This is a genomic window from Peterkaempfera podocarpi (assembly GCF_042466665.1).
GTDB classification, from domain to species: domain Bacteria; phylum Actinomycetota; class Actinomycetes; order Streptomycetales; family Streptomycetaceae; genus Peterkaempfera; species Peterkaempfera podocarpi.
Genome location: NZ_CP162102.1, coordinates 8,756,384 through 8,771,745, shown reverse-complemented (window position 1 = coordinate 8,771,745; position 15,362 = coordinate 8,756,384). Strand labels below are relative to the sequence as shown.

At 70.2% G+C, this 15,362-nt stretch carries 13 protein-coding genes and 3 pseudogenes; 12 read left to right on the top strand and 4 right to left on the bottom strand.

Features of this window, described 5'->3' with window-relative positions:
* Nucleotides 1–153 precede the first annotated feature (153 nt).
* Both AB0761_RS38190 and AB0761_RS38185 read right to left on the bottom strand, forming a co-directional pair.
* A complete protein-coding gene (locus AB0761_RS38190) occupies nucleotides 154–1,059 on the bottom strand; it encodes a universal stress protein (protein ID WP_377273866.1) in 906 nt (301 codons plus the stop codon).
* A gap of 181 nt (nucleotides 1,060–1,240) precedes the next feature.
* Nucleotides 1,241–1,525 (bottom strand): DUF1540 domain-containing protein, encoded by a 285-nt coding sequence (locus tag AB0761_RS38185; RefSeq protein ID WP_377273865.1) that lies wholly within the window; start codon nucleotides 1,523–1,525, stop codon nucleotides 1,241–1,243.
* Nucleotides 1,526–2,283: 758 nt separating this feature from the next.
* On the opposite strand from AB0761_RS38185, the pseudogene AB0761_RS38180 reads away from it, so the two are divergent.
* The 9 genes and pseudogenes from AB0761_RS38180 to AB0761_RS38140 all read left to right on the top strand — a co-directional run.
* Nucleotides 2,284–3,085: pseudogene (locus tag AB0761_RS38180) on the top strand (GAF domain-containing SpoIIE family protein phosphatase).
* 154 nt (nucleotides 3,086–3,239) lie between these two features.
* Nucleotides 3,240–4,106 (top strand): universal stress protein, encoded by an 867-nt coding sequence (locus AB0761_RS38175; protein ID WP_377273864.1) that lies wholly within the window; start codon nucleotides 3,240–3,242, stop codon nucleotides 4,104–4,106.
* A gap of 228 nt (nucleotides 4,107–4,334) precedes the next feature.
* On the top strand, nucleotides 4,335–4,766 hold the full coding sequence (locus AB0761_RS38170) for an Hsp20/alpha crystallin family protein (RefSeq protein WP_377273863.1): 432 nt from the start codon (nucleotides 4,335–4,337) through the stop codon (nucleotides 4,764–4,766).
* 171 nt (nucleotides 4,767–4,937) lie between these two features.
* Entirely contained in the window at nucleotides 4,938–5,432 is a 495-nt protein-coding gene (locus AB0761_RS38165; protein ID WP_377273862.1) for an HPP family protein, read from the top strand.
* A gap of 226 nt (nucleotides 5,433–5,658) precedes the next feature.
* Nucleotides 5,659–6,177: an AAA family ATPase gene (locus AB0761_RS38160; protein ID WP_377274533.1), complete on the top strand. Its 519-nt coding sequence runs from the start codon at nucleotides 5,659–5,661 to the stop codon at nucleotides 6,175–6,177.
* A 29-nt stretch (nucleotides 6,178–6,206) separates the two neighbouring features.
* Nucleotides 6,207–6,473, top strand: a complete 267-nt coding sequence (locus AB0761_RS38155; protein WP_377273861.1) for a DUF1918 domain-containing protein — start codon at nucleotides 6,207–6,209, stop codon at nucleotides 6,471–6,473.
* 178 nt (nucleotides 6,474–6,651) lie between these two features.
* Nucleotides 6,652–6,816, top strand: coding sequence for a hypothetical protein (locus AB0761_RS38150; RefSeq protein WP_377273860.1), 165 nt, complete (start codon nucleotides 6,652–6,654; stop codon nucleotides 6,814–6,816).
* 153 nt (nucleotides 6,817–6,969) lie between these two features.
* Entirely contained in the window at nucleotides 6,970–8,910 is a 1,941-nt protein-coding gene (locus AB0761_RS38145) for a multicopper oxidase family protein (RefSeq protein WP_377273859.1), read from the top strand.
* Nucleotides 8,911–9,011: 101 nt separating this feature from the next.
* Nucleotides 9,012–9,610 (top strand): annotated as a pseudogene (locus AB0761_RS38140) (helix-turn-helix domain-containing protein); the annotation flags it as partial.
* A gap of 125 nt (nucleotides 9,611–9,735) precedes the next feature.
* Here AB0761_RS38140 and AB0761_RS38135 read toward each other — a convergent pair.
* Together AB0761_RS38135 and AB0761_RS38130 are read right to left on the bottom strand one after the other, a co-directional pair.
* Nucleotides 9,736–10,073 (bottom strand): annotated as a pseudogene (locus AB0761_RS38135) (IS5 family transposase); the annotation flags it as partial.
* Between the two features lie 79 nt (nucleotides 10,074–10,152).
* Nucleotides 10,153–10,422 carry a hypothetical protein gene (locus tag AB0761_RS38130; protein WP_377273858.1) on the bottom strand — a complete coding sequence of 90 codons (270 nt, stop codon included), beginning with the start codon at nucleotides 10,420–10,422 and terminating at the stop codon, nucleotides 10,153–10,155.
* Between the two features lie 193 nt (nucleotides 10,423–10,615).
* Here AB0761_RS38130 and AB0761_RS38125 point away from each other — a divergent pair, with 193 nt between their 5' ends.
* The 3 genes from AB0761_RS38125 (at nucleotide 10,616) to AB0761_RS38115 (ending at nucleotide 15,350) form a co-directional block, all read left to right on the top strand.
* A complete protein-coding gene (locus AB0761_RS38125; protein WP_377273857.1) occupies nucleotides 10,616–11,488 on the top strand; it encodes a helix-turn-helix domain-containing protein in 873 nt (290 codons plus the stop codon).
* Nucleotides 11,489–11,661: 173 nt separating this feature from the next.
* Entirely contained in the window at nucleotides 11,662–13,569 is a 1,908-nt protein-coding gene (locus AB0761_RS38120) for a maleylacetate reductase and hydroxyquinol 1,2-dioxygenase domain-containing protein (RefSeq protein ID WP_377273856.1), read from the top strand.
* Nucleotides 13,570–13,586: 17 nt separating this feature from the next.
* Nucleotides 13,587–15,350 (top strand): FAD-dependent oxidoreductase, encoded by a 1,764-nt coding sequence (locus AB0761_RS38115; protein ID WP_377273855.1) that lies wholly within the window; start codon nucleotides 13,587–13,589, stop codon nucleotides 15,348–15,350.
* Nucleotides 15,351–15,362: the final 12 nt, after the last annotated feature.

The window sequence follows — 15,362 nt, the reverse complement described above, 5'->3', positions numbered from 1 at the left end:
GTGACGCTTCGGAGCGGGTGTTGTTCTCCCACTGTGCTCCGCAGCCACGTTGCGCAGAACAGGGTCCTCGGGGCGGCTCGGCAGGGCCATTCGGTCTGGCCTGCGGCGGCGAGTACGTACCGCCGTGTCCCGGGAGCCATGGCTTCAGTCTGCTCAGCGATAGGGCACCACCGCGACCGGGCAGGCGGCGTGGTGGATCACCGCATGGCAGACCGGACCGATGTGGAAACAGATCGCCGGCTCGCGGATGCGGCGTCCCACCACCATGAGCCCGGCAGCAGGCACGGCCTCGACCAGGAACCGCGCCGCACTGCCGACGATCACCCTCTGGTCGGTCTCCACTTGGGGATACTTCTCGCGCCAGGGGCGCAGCGTCGCAGCGGCCCGGTGCTCTTCCTCGGCAATGAACTGCGTCGTGGAGGCGGCGCTGAGCGGAGGTGCCGCATAGCCAAGGCCGACCGAGGGATGCCCCGCATGGGCGACGTGCAGCGGCGCGGAGCGCAGAGCTGCCTCCTCGAAGGCGAACGCCAGCACGTCGTCGCAGGCCCGGCGGATGTCCAGGCCCAGGACGACGGGCCGGAAGGACGTCCGCACCGAGGGCAGTCCTGCGTCGTCCGGGACGTGCTCGGCAGATGCCCGGTGCTCTGACCTCACGAGCACGACCGGGCAAGCAGCCCGGACCAGCACGGCCTGACTGACGGACCCGAGGATGGAGCCTCGGACGGCGCCCAGGGCACGTGAGCCCAGCACCAGCATGACGGCGTCGTGGCTGGCTGCCGACAGTACATCGACGGGCGGCCGGGGAACCTGCAGCGCGGTGACCTCCACACCGTCATGGCGCGTGCGTAGTTCGAGCTCCATCCTGTCCAGCACCCGCCTGCCCCACCGCTCACTCACGGAGTCCACCTCGACCTGGTGGGGACCGCCGAAGGGCGGCCTCGGCCAGCCCTGGACCAGTTCCACCGGCAGGCCGCGCAGCACGGCCTCCCCGGCCGCCCAGTCGGCCGCGGCCGCACTCTCGGGTGAGGCGTCAAGGCCGACGACGATGGCTCGCGGCATGAGATCCTCCTGTTGCCATTCGCCCGCAATGTCGTTCCGCTGCGGTTCCCTGGCGTCCGCCGGAACGATGCCGACCGGTGGCCGGGGAGGCCGGCTCCAGCGCCGGTGTGGGCCCCATGGGCCCGAGCTCGCGCCACGTGGAGGTCCCCCCGAGAACTGACGGCTGTGGCGGAACCGGCATTCACCGCGCGGAGTACGTCAGACAGTCGGCCTCGTCACTCAGGAAGCCGACCCGGACGGCTCCGGCCTGGCACTCCAGATCCACGTTGTGCCGGCAGTCGGACATCTTGCAGGCACCCACCCGGCCGACCCCTGACGGGTCGCCGCCCTTGAGCGATGTGTCGAAGAACGTGTCACATTGCGGGTGTGCGACATCCCCGACCGTGATGGCCAGCGCGCGGCAGGCGCTGTCCTGGTTGTAGGCGCAGCTCGACACCCCGCACTCGCTCACAACGGGCATCTCCATGAGTACTCCTGCCTGCCAGGTCTCCCGGCAACGGCTCGGGCGGCCTCCGCCGACCCGGCGGGACAGCCGCGCTCCTGACTGTGCGGCGTCTGCCGCACCGATTTCCCCCACCGGGGCCCGCCGATCACCCGCTGAACCGGACCGCCTCCGCTGTACACGTTCTCGTGCACCATGCGGTCCGCCTCCTCCGCATGCTCCAGCATCAACGCACCGCGGGCCGGGCACGAGTGGATCAAGAGACACAGTGCGCCGAAAGGCGGCAGTGGACACCATCGACCACCGCTGCACCCATCAAGGCCGAGAAAGCGGCGTCGCAAGAGATGCAGGGCGGACGCTTGCACCGTCGGCCATGTCCCCCCGTCCCGTCCCACGACCAGCCGCAGTCCGCCACGCACAGGTGTCGCGGACGTCGGGCACCGGCGCCGCCCCTCCGAGCCGTCCAGCCGGGATCCCGAGGACTCCACGGTGAACGCGAGGCCGGCAGCAGGCCTTCGCAGCCTCGTACAGCGGCCGCAGGCCAAGGCGTCCGCCACTCACCACCCGTGCGCCCGGAGCCCTCGCCTCTTCTATGGTGGACGAGGCGCGGCGCATGCTGTCACTGGCCGGCCGTGACCGGCGCACAGGAAGACGGTTGCGATGAGTGCGCACGACCAAGAGCGCCCGCCGGTCCGCAGGCGCCGGTACGGAAGTCTCCGCTCTACGACGCGGTGGCGCGGATCGCGGAAGAGGTCGAACAGCTGACCTGCGGGCAGGCCCGAATGGAGTCTCTGCTGGACGCGGTCCGCGCCATCAGCTGGGAAGTGGAGCTGCCGGACACCCTGAACCGGATCGCGACCGCAGCCATGGAACTGACCTGCTGCCGCTACGGGGCACTGGGGCTGCTCGACGAAGCCCGTACTGGCCCCTCCGAGCTCATCCCCCTCGGACTCACCGACCACCAGCGGGCCGACCTCGCCGAGGTGGAGTTCCCTCACGGACGCGGCCTGCTGGGGCCACCTGGTCCGACACCCGGAGCCGCTGCGTGTCGATGCCATCCCGCGCCACCCGGAATCCGTCGGCTTCCCCGAAGGGCACCCGAGAATGCGCACTCTGCCGGGGGTGGCCATCACCGTGCGCGGACAGCTCTTCGGCAACCTGTATCTCTGCGACCGCCGGGACGACCGGCCCTTCGACGACCGAGGCTGGACGCTGCGCTGGTCGACCGCCGGCCACATGCCGCCCCTCGTGGTCAAAGCCGACAGCCGCACCCGCTACCTCCACGCCGAACCGGGGATCCCCCTCGGGGTCGACGCCGAGGAGGCCCGTCCAGACCATCACCGCGCCCTGTCGGCCGATGCCACCCTTGTGCTGTTCACCGACGGTCTGGTCGAGCATCCCCGCCGATCCATCGACGTGGGCCTGGACACGCTGGGGGCCCTGTCCGCGGTCCACGCCCGCGACCCCCTGGACGAGCTCTGCCGGACCCTTGTGGGCCGGCGTCCGAGTGACGGCCACGACGACATGGCGGTCCTCGGCGTCCGCGTTCCCGGATACCGCGCATGTCCCGAGCGAACGCCGTGAAAGAGGTGCCGGGACGGCCGTGCTGGCAGCGGTCGCAAGTCCACGCACTGGAGGGCGTCCGCTGGTGTATTCCGTGTGGGAAAGGGCACCGTCGAGGGTCGCTGCTACCCCATCCGCGCGTGGGTCAGCTGGATCTGCCCGAACGGAGGGGACCATGCCGTCTCCCGTGATTGTCGGCATCGACGGCTCCGCCCCCGCAGAGCGCGCATTGGACTGGGCCGCGGCCGAAGCTGCCTCGCGTGGTGCGCCACTGCGCCTGGTCCACACGTCGTTGTGGGACCGGTACGAGCCGGACTCCTCGGACAACCCCGATCTGGCGCAGGCCCGCAAGGCCGTCGCCGACTTGGTCGCGGTCGCCATGGACAGGGTCACGGCCCGTTGGCCGGATGTCCAAGCTCAGGTGGAGGTAGTGCCGAACGCACCGGCCCCCGCCCTGCTGGAGGCCGCTTCCTCGGCATCGTTGCTGGTGGTGGGCAACCGCGGGCACGGTGGCTTCACGGGGTTGCTGCTGGGCTCGGTAGGACTGCAGGTAGCTGCCCGGGCCGCCTGTCCGGTGGTCGTGGTGCGCGGGGCCGGCGATGCCGTGGAGCGGCACCATGGGCGGATCGTGCTGGGCGTCAGCGACGCCGAAGCGTCGGGCCCGGCTGCTTCCTTCGCCTTCGAGTACGCCGAGCGCTGGGGTGCCCGCCTGGAGGCCGTACACGCCTGGCATGCGCCCCCGGACCCCTTCCTCGCCTACGGGCCGGGGCAGAGCGCGATGGCTGACGCCTACTACGTCCAGGCCGGGAGCGCCCTGAGGAGCGCCACTTCCCAGGCGGCAGCAACGCACCCTCGGGTTCCCCTGCATCTGACCCCGCGCTGGGGTCTGGCTCATTCCGCTCTCGTGGAGTCAGCAGCCGAAGCGGATCTGCTCGTGGTCGGTGCGCGCCGTCGACCTGGCCCTGGACTGCAGCTGGGCCCGGTCAACCATGCGGTGCTGCACCACGCCCCTTGTCCCGTTGCGGTCGTGCCCCACCCGTGAGCCTGCCGGAGGTCCTGGCCCGCCCGGGGCGCATTCCGGTGGGATTCCCGGCGCCACGGTGATGCGACATGTCGCGGTTCGAGGAGATCGAGCCGTCCCCCGTCCCGCCCCGAGGAGCGGCTCCACAGGACCCGTCGCGGAGTATCGGCCGATGTGTGGCGCGGGGTGCCACGGCAGCGCAGACTGGGAAGGGCCAAATCGGGTCGCCCCACCCCCGGAGGTGCCGTTATGGCTACTCCAGCACGGAGGCACGCACACTCTCTGTTCCCGGAACTGCCCGACTGGTTCGAGTCGCTGGCTTCCCGGCCCGGCTGGCCCGGCCTGCCGGATCTGGCCACTTTGCGGATCGAACAGTATCCGGAGAACGATCGCTATGTCGTCAAGGCCGAGATCCCCGGTATTGATCCTGGAAAGGATCTGGAGGTCACCGTGCAGGAGGGCATGCTGACCGTGAGAGCGGAGCGTGCCGAGGAGAGCCGGGACAAGGACCGCTCCGAGTTCCGCTACGGCTCCCTGAGCCGCACCGTGACGCTGCCGGCGGGTGCCAGGGAGGACGACATCCAGGCCGAGTACTCGGCCGGGATCCTCACCGTCAGCATCGGAATGGGACAGGAGACCCCGTCACCACGCCGTATCGAGGTGACCCAACACAAGGACTGACCGTCCCCGACACGGCGTCCCATCCGCGGGCACCCCCACGGCGGGTGCGGACGTCCCCTCAAAGCGGCGACGTGCGGGCCCGCCCAAGCCGAGAGCGAGGCCGGTGACAGTGCCTCCGTCGTCGATGGCGGCGACGGCGCCGCCCTCGCTCCCCATACGGAGGGAAAGCGCATGGTGGGCGTGGCCGGCAGGGATGGCACCCGGGATCTTCGTGAAGCATGGAACCGGTTCCGCGCCACGCGCGGACGCCCGTTGGAATCGGTGGCGGTCGCCGAGGTGATGAGCATGCCCGTCCGCACCGTCCATTGCACCGACACGCTGTGGCAGGCACTCACGGTGTTCGTCACCGAGGAGCTGCGGCATCTGGTCGTCGTCGACGAGCGCGATCGGTACGCGGGCACGGTGAGTGACCGCGGCGTTGCTCTGGCCTGGCCCGCGGACCCCGTGGCGCTGCGGCTGCGGCCGGTACGCGACGTGGTCGACGCCTGCGAAAGCGTCACGCCCGACTGCGCCGTCGACCGCGCGGCACAGGTGATGTGGTGGCGGCGCCTGGAGGCCCTGCCGGTCGTGGACGGGGATGGGACCGTACACGGCATCGTGACCGACACCGACCTGGCCGGTCTGGTTGCGGCGCGAGGAACCGGGGGCGAGCTGCACGGGCTCTGAGGGCGCCGCGTCGTCGGCTCAGCGGATGCGCGGCACGTGATGCAGCTCGCGGAGGGCAACCCGGGAACGGCGTCCACGAGCACAACAACGCCGCGACCCCGCAGCGGCGTTGCCGATGAGCGGGTACCGCTGCTGCGGAGGGAAAGGGGAGTGATCATGCCCGTCCATGACGGCGCACCGGCAGTGACAGGTCACTGGGAAGCAGAGGTCCGCGAAACCCACACCGCTGCTGTGTTCTTCGCTGCGGACCGGGCCTACAAGTACGAATGGAACTGGCCGGGCTGCCCCCCCGGGCCACCACGCTCCCGCGCCCTTCGAGCAGGGCCTCTACCCGGCCGAGTGGACCGGGCGTACGTATGACACGCTGCTGACACGTGCCGCGGCCCTGCTGGACATGGGCGAGTCCGTGGTGCTGGACGCCACCTGGACCGCAGCCGAGCATCGACGGGCCGCACGGCTGACGGCGCAGCGCTGCACCGCCGACCTGGCCGAGGTGCACTGCGAAGTTCCGCCTGAGCTGGCTGCAGCCCGGTTGGTCACCCGGGACGACACCTTGTCCGACGCCGACTCGGCCGTCGCCGATGCTCTGGCCGTCAGAGCACGGTCCGAACCCTGGTCGGAAGCCACCGTGGTGGACACCAGCGGGACGCTGGAGCGTGCGGCGTCCCGGGCAGTGGCCGCCGTGCGACCGTACGGCGTCGGCCAGGCCGCACCCTTCCGCCGCTCCTATCTGGAGCCCGACTGACTTAGCATGCCCCCAAGGAGGCGAACGCGATGAAGGCCAGCATCGGAGACCGGTTGATCATCGAAAGCCCCACTGACGGCCTCACGCGTCGGGACGGGCGGATTGTCGGCGTGCACCATGCCGACGGCACACCGCCCTACGATGTCTGCTGGTCGGACAGCGGCCGCATCTCCTTGGTGTTTCCTGGTCCGGACGCCCACGTCCATCACTATGCGGGGAGCGAGCCAGCCGGGTCCGGGGAGGCCCGTGACGCAACGCATGCAGTGGGGGCATCCAGGCCGAACAAGCCCCGTTAGGGCTGGGCCGTAGCCGGCGGGGGCGCGGGAGGCCGCACCGTGTCGCCGGGGTGGATCAGCCACTCGACCAGCGTGACCAGCGTGCCCTCGGGCATGTCGGTGCGCAGCGACGGCATCGACCCACGTCCTGAAGAGCGACATCATCGCGGTCGTCGACACGGCCAAGGCGGCCATCGAGGTGGAGTGCTTCGACAGTGGAAAGGTCGAGCGGCTGCTGGTCGAACGCTTCCTCGCTGTCGTGGAGCGCCTCTCCGAGCGCGCCGGCTGCCGCATGGACGAGGACGACCATCCGAAGCCGGCGACTCTCGAGGGCGCCGTAGTGCTGCTCCCGACGCGCACCTGACACAGGTGTCCCCGACGCACTCCGACTGCGCCGAACGAACGCTTCTTCACGTCTCCGGGAATGACGGGGCCCGGCCGAGGAAAGCGGGATGGCGCAGTGCCGCAGTTCGCATGTCTACTGGAATCCCTCCGGATCAGGCCCGAGAGGAACACGATGGTCGCAAGGCGAGACGTACTGAGGGCGGCAGCATTCGGCGGAGCGGCCGTGGTCATCCCGTCGGGTCTGGTGCCGGCTCGGTCCCGGGCTGTGGGCTCCGGTCGGATTCTGGACCCGACGACGATCGGCAAGTACGGCGCGCAGCTGACGGTCCCGCCGGCCATGCCCTGGGTCGGCAGGGACACGGCGGCCCGCATCGACCACTACACGATCGGTGTCCGGCAGTTCCGGCAGCAGGTCCTGCCGACCGGACTGCCCGCCACGACCGTGTGGGGATACGGCTCGGTGCACCACCCGGCCAGCTTCCACTATCCGGCGTTCACCATCAATGCCTCGGTGGGACAGGCTGTGCGAGTCACCTGGGTGAACCAGCTGGTCGACAAGGACGGCGCCTTCCTGCCGCACCTGCTGCCGGTGGATCCGACGGTGCACTGGGCGAATCCGGCGGGTGGGGAGTCGGGCCGGGATTCGCGCCCCTCGTTCACCTCGACGCCGGGCCCCTACACCGGGCCGGTGCCCATCGTGACCCACCTGCACGGGGGGCACAACATGCAGGAGAGCGACGGCTATCCGGAGGCATGGTTCCTCCCCACGGCGCGGGACATCCCCAGGGGATATGCGCGGACCGGCTCGTTCTACGATCATTTCGGGAAGCTGTTCGAGGACAAGTTCGGCGCCGGATGGGGAGCGGCTAGCGCTGTTTTCCAGTACGCCAACAGTGATCGCGCCGCCACGTTCTGGTTCCACGACCACACTCTGGGCATCACGCGGTTGAACGTCTATGCCGGGATGGCGGGCTTCTACCTTCTCCGCGGCGGCCCGGCCGACCTTCCGGAAGGCGTACTTCCAGGACCCGCGCCGAAGCTCGGCGATCCCCCGGGGATTCGTTACCACGAGATTCCCATCGCAATCCAGGACCGGACCTTCACCGCGGACGGGGAACTCTTCTACCCGCCAAGTCGGGCCGATTTCGACGGATTCGCGGGGCCGTACGTCCCAAGGAGCGACATCTCGCCGATCTGGAATCCGGAGTTCTACGGCAGCACGATAGTTGTCAACGGCCGGACCTGGCCGGTCCTGCCGGTCGAGCCGAGGCGGTACCGCTGCCGTTTCCTCAACGGCTGCAACGCGCGGTTCCTGGTCCTCAAGATCGTCACTGATCCGCTGGCCCAGCGGCCCGCTCGGCCGGCTCTCCCGCTCTGGCAGATCGGCAGCGACGGCGGCTTCCTGCCGTCTCCCGTCCAGCTCGACCAGCTCCTCGCCGCCCCCGCCGAACGCGCCGACGTGATAGTCGACTTCAGCGCCGTCCCGGTCGGGACCGAGCTGTATCTGATCAACGAAGGCCCGGACGGACCGTTCAGCAGAGGAGTCGCCGGAACGGATTTCGAGGCGGCGGATCCGCACACCACGGGGCAGATCATGAAGTTCGTCGTACAGCCGCTCACTTCGCCGGACCGTACGGTGCCTCCGGACCGACTCGCTCTCCCTGCGTTCGAGGGTCTGGGCGCACCGAGCAACACCCGGCAGGTGGCCCTGGCGGAGAGCAGGTCGGCGACCCTGCCCGGAGTAGGGCCGCGGGCGGTACTGCTCGGCACTCTGGCGGCCGGGCGGCCGGACATCCTGGGCTGGGACGATCCCATCACGGAGAACCCGAAGGTCGGGGCGACCGAGATCTGGGAGATCCACAACTTCACGGCGGACGCTCATCCGATCCACATCCACGAGGTCCAGTTCCAGGTCCTCGACCGGCAGCGCACCGGAGAGCGGGCGCGGCCCGCTCAGCCTTGGGAGAGCGGCTTCAAGGACACCGTGATCGCTCCCCCGGACGCCGTCACCCGGGTGAAGACGCAGTTCACCCTGGCCGGCCGGTACGTCTGGCACTGCCATCTTCTTGAACATGAGGACAACGAGATGATGCGCCCCTTCCGCGTGGACTAGCTGTATTGACCACGGGCGTTGTTGACAGTTGCGGGACTTGATCAAAGCGAAGACCTCCGATGCAGTGGAGCTGTCTAGGACTGCACCGCACGGAGGTCTTCGTGTCCCACCGTAATGCCCGCCTGACCGTTCACGGCAGGCGGCTCCTTGTCGAGCGTGTCCGATCGGGGCGTCCCGTGGCGCACGTGGCCGCCGAGATGGGCATCTCACGCGCCACCGCCCACAAGTGGGTCCGCCGGTGGCGTGAGGAAGGGGAGCCGGGCCTTCACGACCGTCCCTCCCGCCCGCACACCACCCCGCACCGCACGCCGACGGCCACCGAGGCCCGGGTGTGCGAGCTACGCAAGGACCGCAAGCTCGGGCCGGCCCGCATCGGCCCCATCCTGGGCCTGGCCCCCTCCACCGTGCACCGCGTCCTTGCCCGCCACGGCCTGGGCCGCCTGGCCCACCTGGACCGGCCCACCGGCCAGGTCATCCGCCGCTACGAACGCGCCCGGCCCGGCGAGCTGGTCCACGTCGACATCAAAAACTCGGCAACATCCCCGACGGCGGCGGCCACAAGGTCCACAGCCGTCAGGCCGGCGAAGCCAACCGGCATGCCACCACCGCTGAACGCAGCCCCAGCGGCACTCCGAAGATCGGCTACAGCTTCATCCACACCGCCGTCGACGACCACACCCGCCTGGCCTACAGCGAGATCTCGAGTCGGGTGATCCGGACCGGGTCAGTGATCGGCTCGGGCAGCGGATGGAGCGGCCGGGCGTTGGCAATGCCCTGGTGCGGCCGGTGCGAGTTGTGGATATGTTCGAACTCGCGCAGGGCGTGCTCACGGGCGCCGGCCGCGTGCTGGTGGGCCCGCATGATCGTGGAGTCCACCGACACCTCCCAGTCGATCTCACCCGCGGCGTCGGCCGCGGCCTGGACCTTCTGCAGCAATCTCTCCCACGTCCCGTCGGCCGACCACAGCCGATGGCGCTCATACACGGTCTTCCACGGTCCGAAGCGCCCTGGCAGATCCCGCCACTGCACACCGGTCCGCACTCGGTGCAGGATCCCGTTGACTACCTGTCGATGGTCCCGTCACCGGCCACAACGCCCATTGCTCACGGTAAGAACGGCCGCAACCGCTCCCACTCCGCATCCGTGAGATCACCCCGCCCCATAACCAGCCAACGACCCGACAGGCAGATAGTCACAAGATCGGGCGGACAGTCTCTAGGGACGGGCGGGGCATCCGAGAGGTCAGCCCCCACCGTAGCGGGTGGCGGTGGCGGAGAAGCCGTCGTGCCAGGCCGCCTTGGCGCCCGAGTCGCCGATCCGGTACGTCTGGACGACCGCGCCGACGCCCACCGCGAGGGAGAGCACCACTGTGGCAGCCCGCAGCGGGGTCCGCAGCGCCACCGCGTCGCTGCCCGCCCGGCCCGTTTCGCCGGGGCCCGTCGACGGGGCCCGGCGGACGGCCCGGAGTCCATGCCCTGCGGTCGTCGTGCGGCTGCGGCGGACGAGGCCCATGGCGATGAGCGCCTTCAGTAATGAATGGGCACAGCAGTGGATCCGGGTCCTGGGGAGGGCGATCCGCCGCCACTGTTGACCATGAACCGATACTGTTGAACAATAAACCATACTCTGACCCCTACCCCACCGAGGGAAGAAAGGGAAGGCAAACCCCGCTTCCCCAGGAGACGGCTCGGAAGGAGGGTGAAGCATGCCGGAACTGGGCCTGGCCGACACCAACGGCATCCTCAGCCAGCCGTGGGTGAGCCCACGCCGTACCAGCTCCGGGCTCGGCTGGGAGCACCTGTACGTCTCCACGCAGAGCGAGCGGCCTTACCGGGCGCAGTTCGAGCCCGCCAGCACACACCTGCTGATCCTGCACCTCAGCGGACCGGTCACGGTCAGCCGCGGTCGGGGGCGGTCCGCCCGATCCGGAGTGGTCCCGGCTGGGGGCCTCTTCCTCCAGCCTGCCCAGGAGGACCTCGCCGTCGAGCTGCGGGGCGATCTCGAGACTGTGCACGCCTATCTCACCGACCACGCCCTGTGCGAGGCCAACGACAGCCGCCCGATACGGCTCGCCGAGAAGACCGGCACCAGGGACCCGCTGCTCGAACAGCTGCTACTGGCACTCGACGGGGTCCTCCAGCGCTGGGAGCCCTCGGCGCGGACCTACGTCGACCACCTCACCGGCATGCTCGCCGCACAACTCGCCCACGCACACCCGGTCGAGCAGGCGGCCTCGGGCAAAGCGGCCCGATCCGGACTGACGCAACGCCAACTGGCATCCGTCCGCGAACTGATGGAAGGACGGATCGCCGCTCCGGTTCCACTCACCGAGCTGGCCGCCGCAGCATCATTGAGCGTGAGCCAGTTCACCCGGCAGTTCAGGGCCAGCACCGGCGAGTCGCCCCACCAGTGCCTGCTGCGGCTGCGTCTCGAACATGCCTGCCGTCTGCTGCGTACCAGCTCCTCCTCCATCCCCGAGGTCGCCTTGCAGTGCGGTTTCTCCCATCAGGAGCACCTGACCCGGGTGATGCGCACCAAGCTCGGGACCACCCCCGCGGCTCTTCGCCGCGCACGCTGACCGCCCGCACACCTGCCCTCGGGTTCGGCACACGCGCCTTTCCTGCAGAAAGGCGCTTCGAATGTGCAGGCTGAAATCTGCCCGTCACGCGGATACTCGAACGCATCCCAGACGACGGCAGAACGGGGGCAAGCTCGATGCGGACTTTCGTCCACACCTCCCACCCATCCCGAGTGATCTTCGGAGTCGGCACAGTCGACCAGGTGCGGGCCGAGGTCGAACGGCTCGGCGGTTCCCGGGTGCTCCTGCTCTTCGGCCCGCAGGTGTCCGCGGCCGCGGCCAGGGTGCGGGAGGTACTCGGAGAGCTGGTGACCGCCGAGTTCGACGGCGCAGCGATGCACACACCGGTCACGGTCACCGAGGAGGCCCTCCAGCTGCTGCGGACGACATCGGCGGACTGCCTGGTCGCAGTCGGGGGCGGCTCGACCACAGGGCTCTCCAAGGCGCTCGCGCTCCGCACCGACCTGCCGCAGGTGGTCCTGCCGACCACCTACGCCGGCTCCGAGGTGACCTCGGTCCTCGGCGAGACCGCGAACGGCCGCAAGGTCACCCGGTCCTCCCCCGCGATCCTGCCGGAAACCGTCGTCTACGACGTCGACTTCACCCGCTCACTCCCGCTCGGGATGTCGGTCACCAGCGGGATCAACGCGCTGGCGCACGCAGTCGAGGCCCTGTACTCGGCCGAGTCCGACCCGGTCGTGGACGGACTGGCGCTCGACGCGATCTCCCGGATCGCCCGCGCGCTCCCCGCGCTGGCCGCGGACCCCTCCGACCTCGACGCGCGGTCCGACCTGCTCCACGCGGCCTGGCTGGCCGGGACCTGCCTCGGCTCGGTCGGCATGGGCCTGCACCACAAGATCTGCCACACCCTCGGCGGCAGCTTCGGCCTTCCCCACGCGGAGACGCACACCGTCGTACTTCCCCACGCCATGGCCTACAACGCCTCCGGCGCACCGGACGCCATGCGCAGGATCGCCGAGGCGCTCGGGGTGGACGACGCCGCGGCCGGGGTGTTCGACCTCATCACGAGCGTCCACGGCCCGACCGCACTGCGCGAACTGGGCATGGCGGAATCGGACCTGGCGGAGGGCGCCCGGCTCGCGGTGGCCACGCCCTACCCCAACCCCCGGGACCTCACCGTCGAGGGCATCCACGGACTGCTGCGCGACGCCTGGCACGGTCGCCGCCCACAGGCCGCCGCCCCGGCCCCCCACCGCGCCCTGGACACCCGCCTCAGCGACCTCGCCGAGCAGGTGGTGGCCAGCTTCGCCGACGCTCCCGACCCCCGGGTCAGGCACCTCATGCAGGGCCTGGTGCGGCACCTGCACGACTTCGCGGTCACCAACGACCTCACCGAGTCCGAGTGGCAGTACGCAATCGACTTCCTCACCGAGGCCGGCGCGCTGTGCGGCCCCACGCGACAGGAGTTCGTGCTGCTCTCCGACACCCTGGGCGTCTCCAGCGTGGTGGATGTGCTCACCAACTCCCGGACTCCCGCCACCACGCCGTCGGCGGTACTCGGACCGTTCTACACCGAAGGCCCACCGGAGCGTCCGCACGGCTCCGACATCTCCGACGGCCAGGCCGGTACGCCGCTGTGGGCGGACGTCAGGGTCACGGACACGGCGGGAGCGCCCGTACCGGATGCGGTGGTGGACGTGTGGCAGTCGAATGCCGAGGGCTTCTACGACGTGCAACTGCCGGACCTCGAGGGTCCTGTACTGCGCGCCCGGCTGCGCACCGACGAAGAAGGCAGGCTCTTCTTCTGGTCCACCCTCCCCGTGCCCTACCCGATCCCCTCCGACGGACCGGTGGGGCGGATGCTCGCGGCTGTGGGGCGCCACCCCTATCGGGCACCCCATCTGCACTTCATGATCGCGGCACCGGGCCACCAGCGCCTGGTCACCCAGCTGTTCGTGGCGGGCGGTGACCACCTGGACAGCGACAGCGTCTTCGGCGTCAAGGACGCACTGGTCGTCGACTACACACCGCAGCACGGCCCCACTCCCGACGGCCGCACGGTCGACGGCGGCTGGCGCCGACTCGACTACACCTTCCGTATCGCGCCTCTGGCCGACTGACCGACCGAGGAGCCCCGATGGCATTCACGGACCACTACGACACCGACGTCCTCGTCGTCGGCAGCGGCCCCGCGGGCGGCTCCGCTGCCCTCTTGCTCGCCACCTACGGGATACGCACCCTGCTGGTGACCAAGTACGGCTGGCTGGCCAACACACCGAGGGCCCACATCACCAACCAGCGCACCATGGAGGTGCTGCGCGACCTCGGCGTGGAGTCCGAGGCCGTGAGGGAGGGCAGCCCGTCCGCTCTGATGGGCGACACGGTGCTGTGCACCGCTCTCGCCGGTGAGGAGATCGGCCGGATCCGCAGTTGGGGCACCGGCCCCGGCTCGGCCACCGAGTACGGCTCCAAGAGCCCCTGCGAGATGATCGACCTGCCGCAGACCTACCTGGAGCCGATCCTGCTGAAGAACGCGGCGGCCCGGGGCGCCAAGGTCCGCTTCGACACCGAGTTCGTCAGCCTCACCCAGGACGAGAACGGGGTCACCGCCCGGCTGCGGGACCGGATCCGGGGGGACGAGTTCACCGTCCGGTCGCGCTATCTGATCGGTGCCGACGGCGGCCGCAGCACCGTGGCCGAGCAGATCGGTCTGCCCATCGACGGGCAGATGGGCAAGGCCGGCAGCATGAACATCGTCTTCCGGGCCGACCTCTCCAGGTATGTCGCCCACCGCCCGAGCGTCCTGTACTGGGTCATGCGCCCGGGCGCCGGCACCGGCGGCATCGGCATGGGCCTGGTCCGCATGGTGCGGCCCTGGAACGAGTGGCTGCTGGTGTGGGGGTACGACATCGAGCAGCCGCCCCCGCAGGTGGACGAGGAGGCCGCCCGGCAGATCGTCCGGGACCTGATCGGCGACCCCGGCCTCCCGGTCGAGATCACCTCCACCGCGCTGTGGACCGTCAACCACAGCCACGCCACCGAGTACTCCTCCGGCCGGGTCTTCTGTGCCGGCGACGCCGTGCACCGGCACCCGCCGTCCAACGGTCTCGGCTCCAACACCTCCGTCCAGGACTCGTACAACCTGGCCTGGAAGCTGGCCATGGTGATCCGCGGTCAGGCGGAACCGTCGCTGCTCGACAGCTACACCGCCGAGCGCGCACCGGTGGGGCGGCAGATCGTCGAGCGGGCCAACCTCAGCCGCGACCAGTTCGGCCCGATCTTCGAGGCGCTCGGCGTGGGCGACGCCAGTGACGAGGCGGCAATCCTCACCGGTCTCCAGGCCGTGCGCGCCGGGACGGCCGAGGGCGCCCAGCGGCGGCAGGCGCTGGAGGAGGCCGTCCGGCTGAAGAACTACGAGTTCAACGCCCACGGCGTGGAGATGAACCAGCGCTATGTCTCCGCCGCGGTGCTCGACGACGGCTCCGCCGCCGAGGTCTGGGAGCACGACCCCGAGTTGGTCCACCAGCCGACCACCCGACCGGGCGCCAAGGTCCCGCACGCCTGGCTGGTGGACGCCCAGGGGCAGCGCATCTCCACCCTGGATGTGGTCGGGAAGGGTCGGTTCACCCTGCTGACCGGCCTCTCCGGCGGAGTGTGGGAGGAGGCCGCGGAGCGCAGCCGCCGCACGCTGGGGGTGCCGCTCCCGGTGGTGCGCATCGGCGCCGACGGGAGCCGGGACGCCTACGGGGACTGGAGTCGCATCTCGGAGATCGCCGACGACGGAGCCCTGCTCGTCCGCCCGGACGGCCATGTCGCCTGGCGCCGCGCGTCCGGCCCGGAGACCGCCGACAGCGCGTACCAGCAGCTGCTCGACGCACTGCGCGGCGTCCTGCACCGCTGACGACCGGGCCGG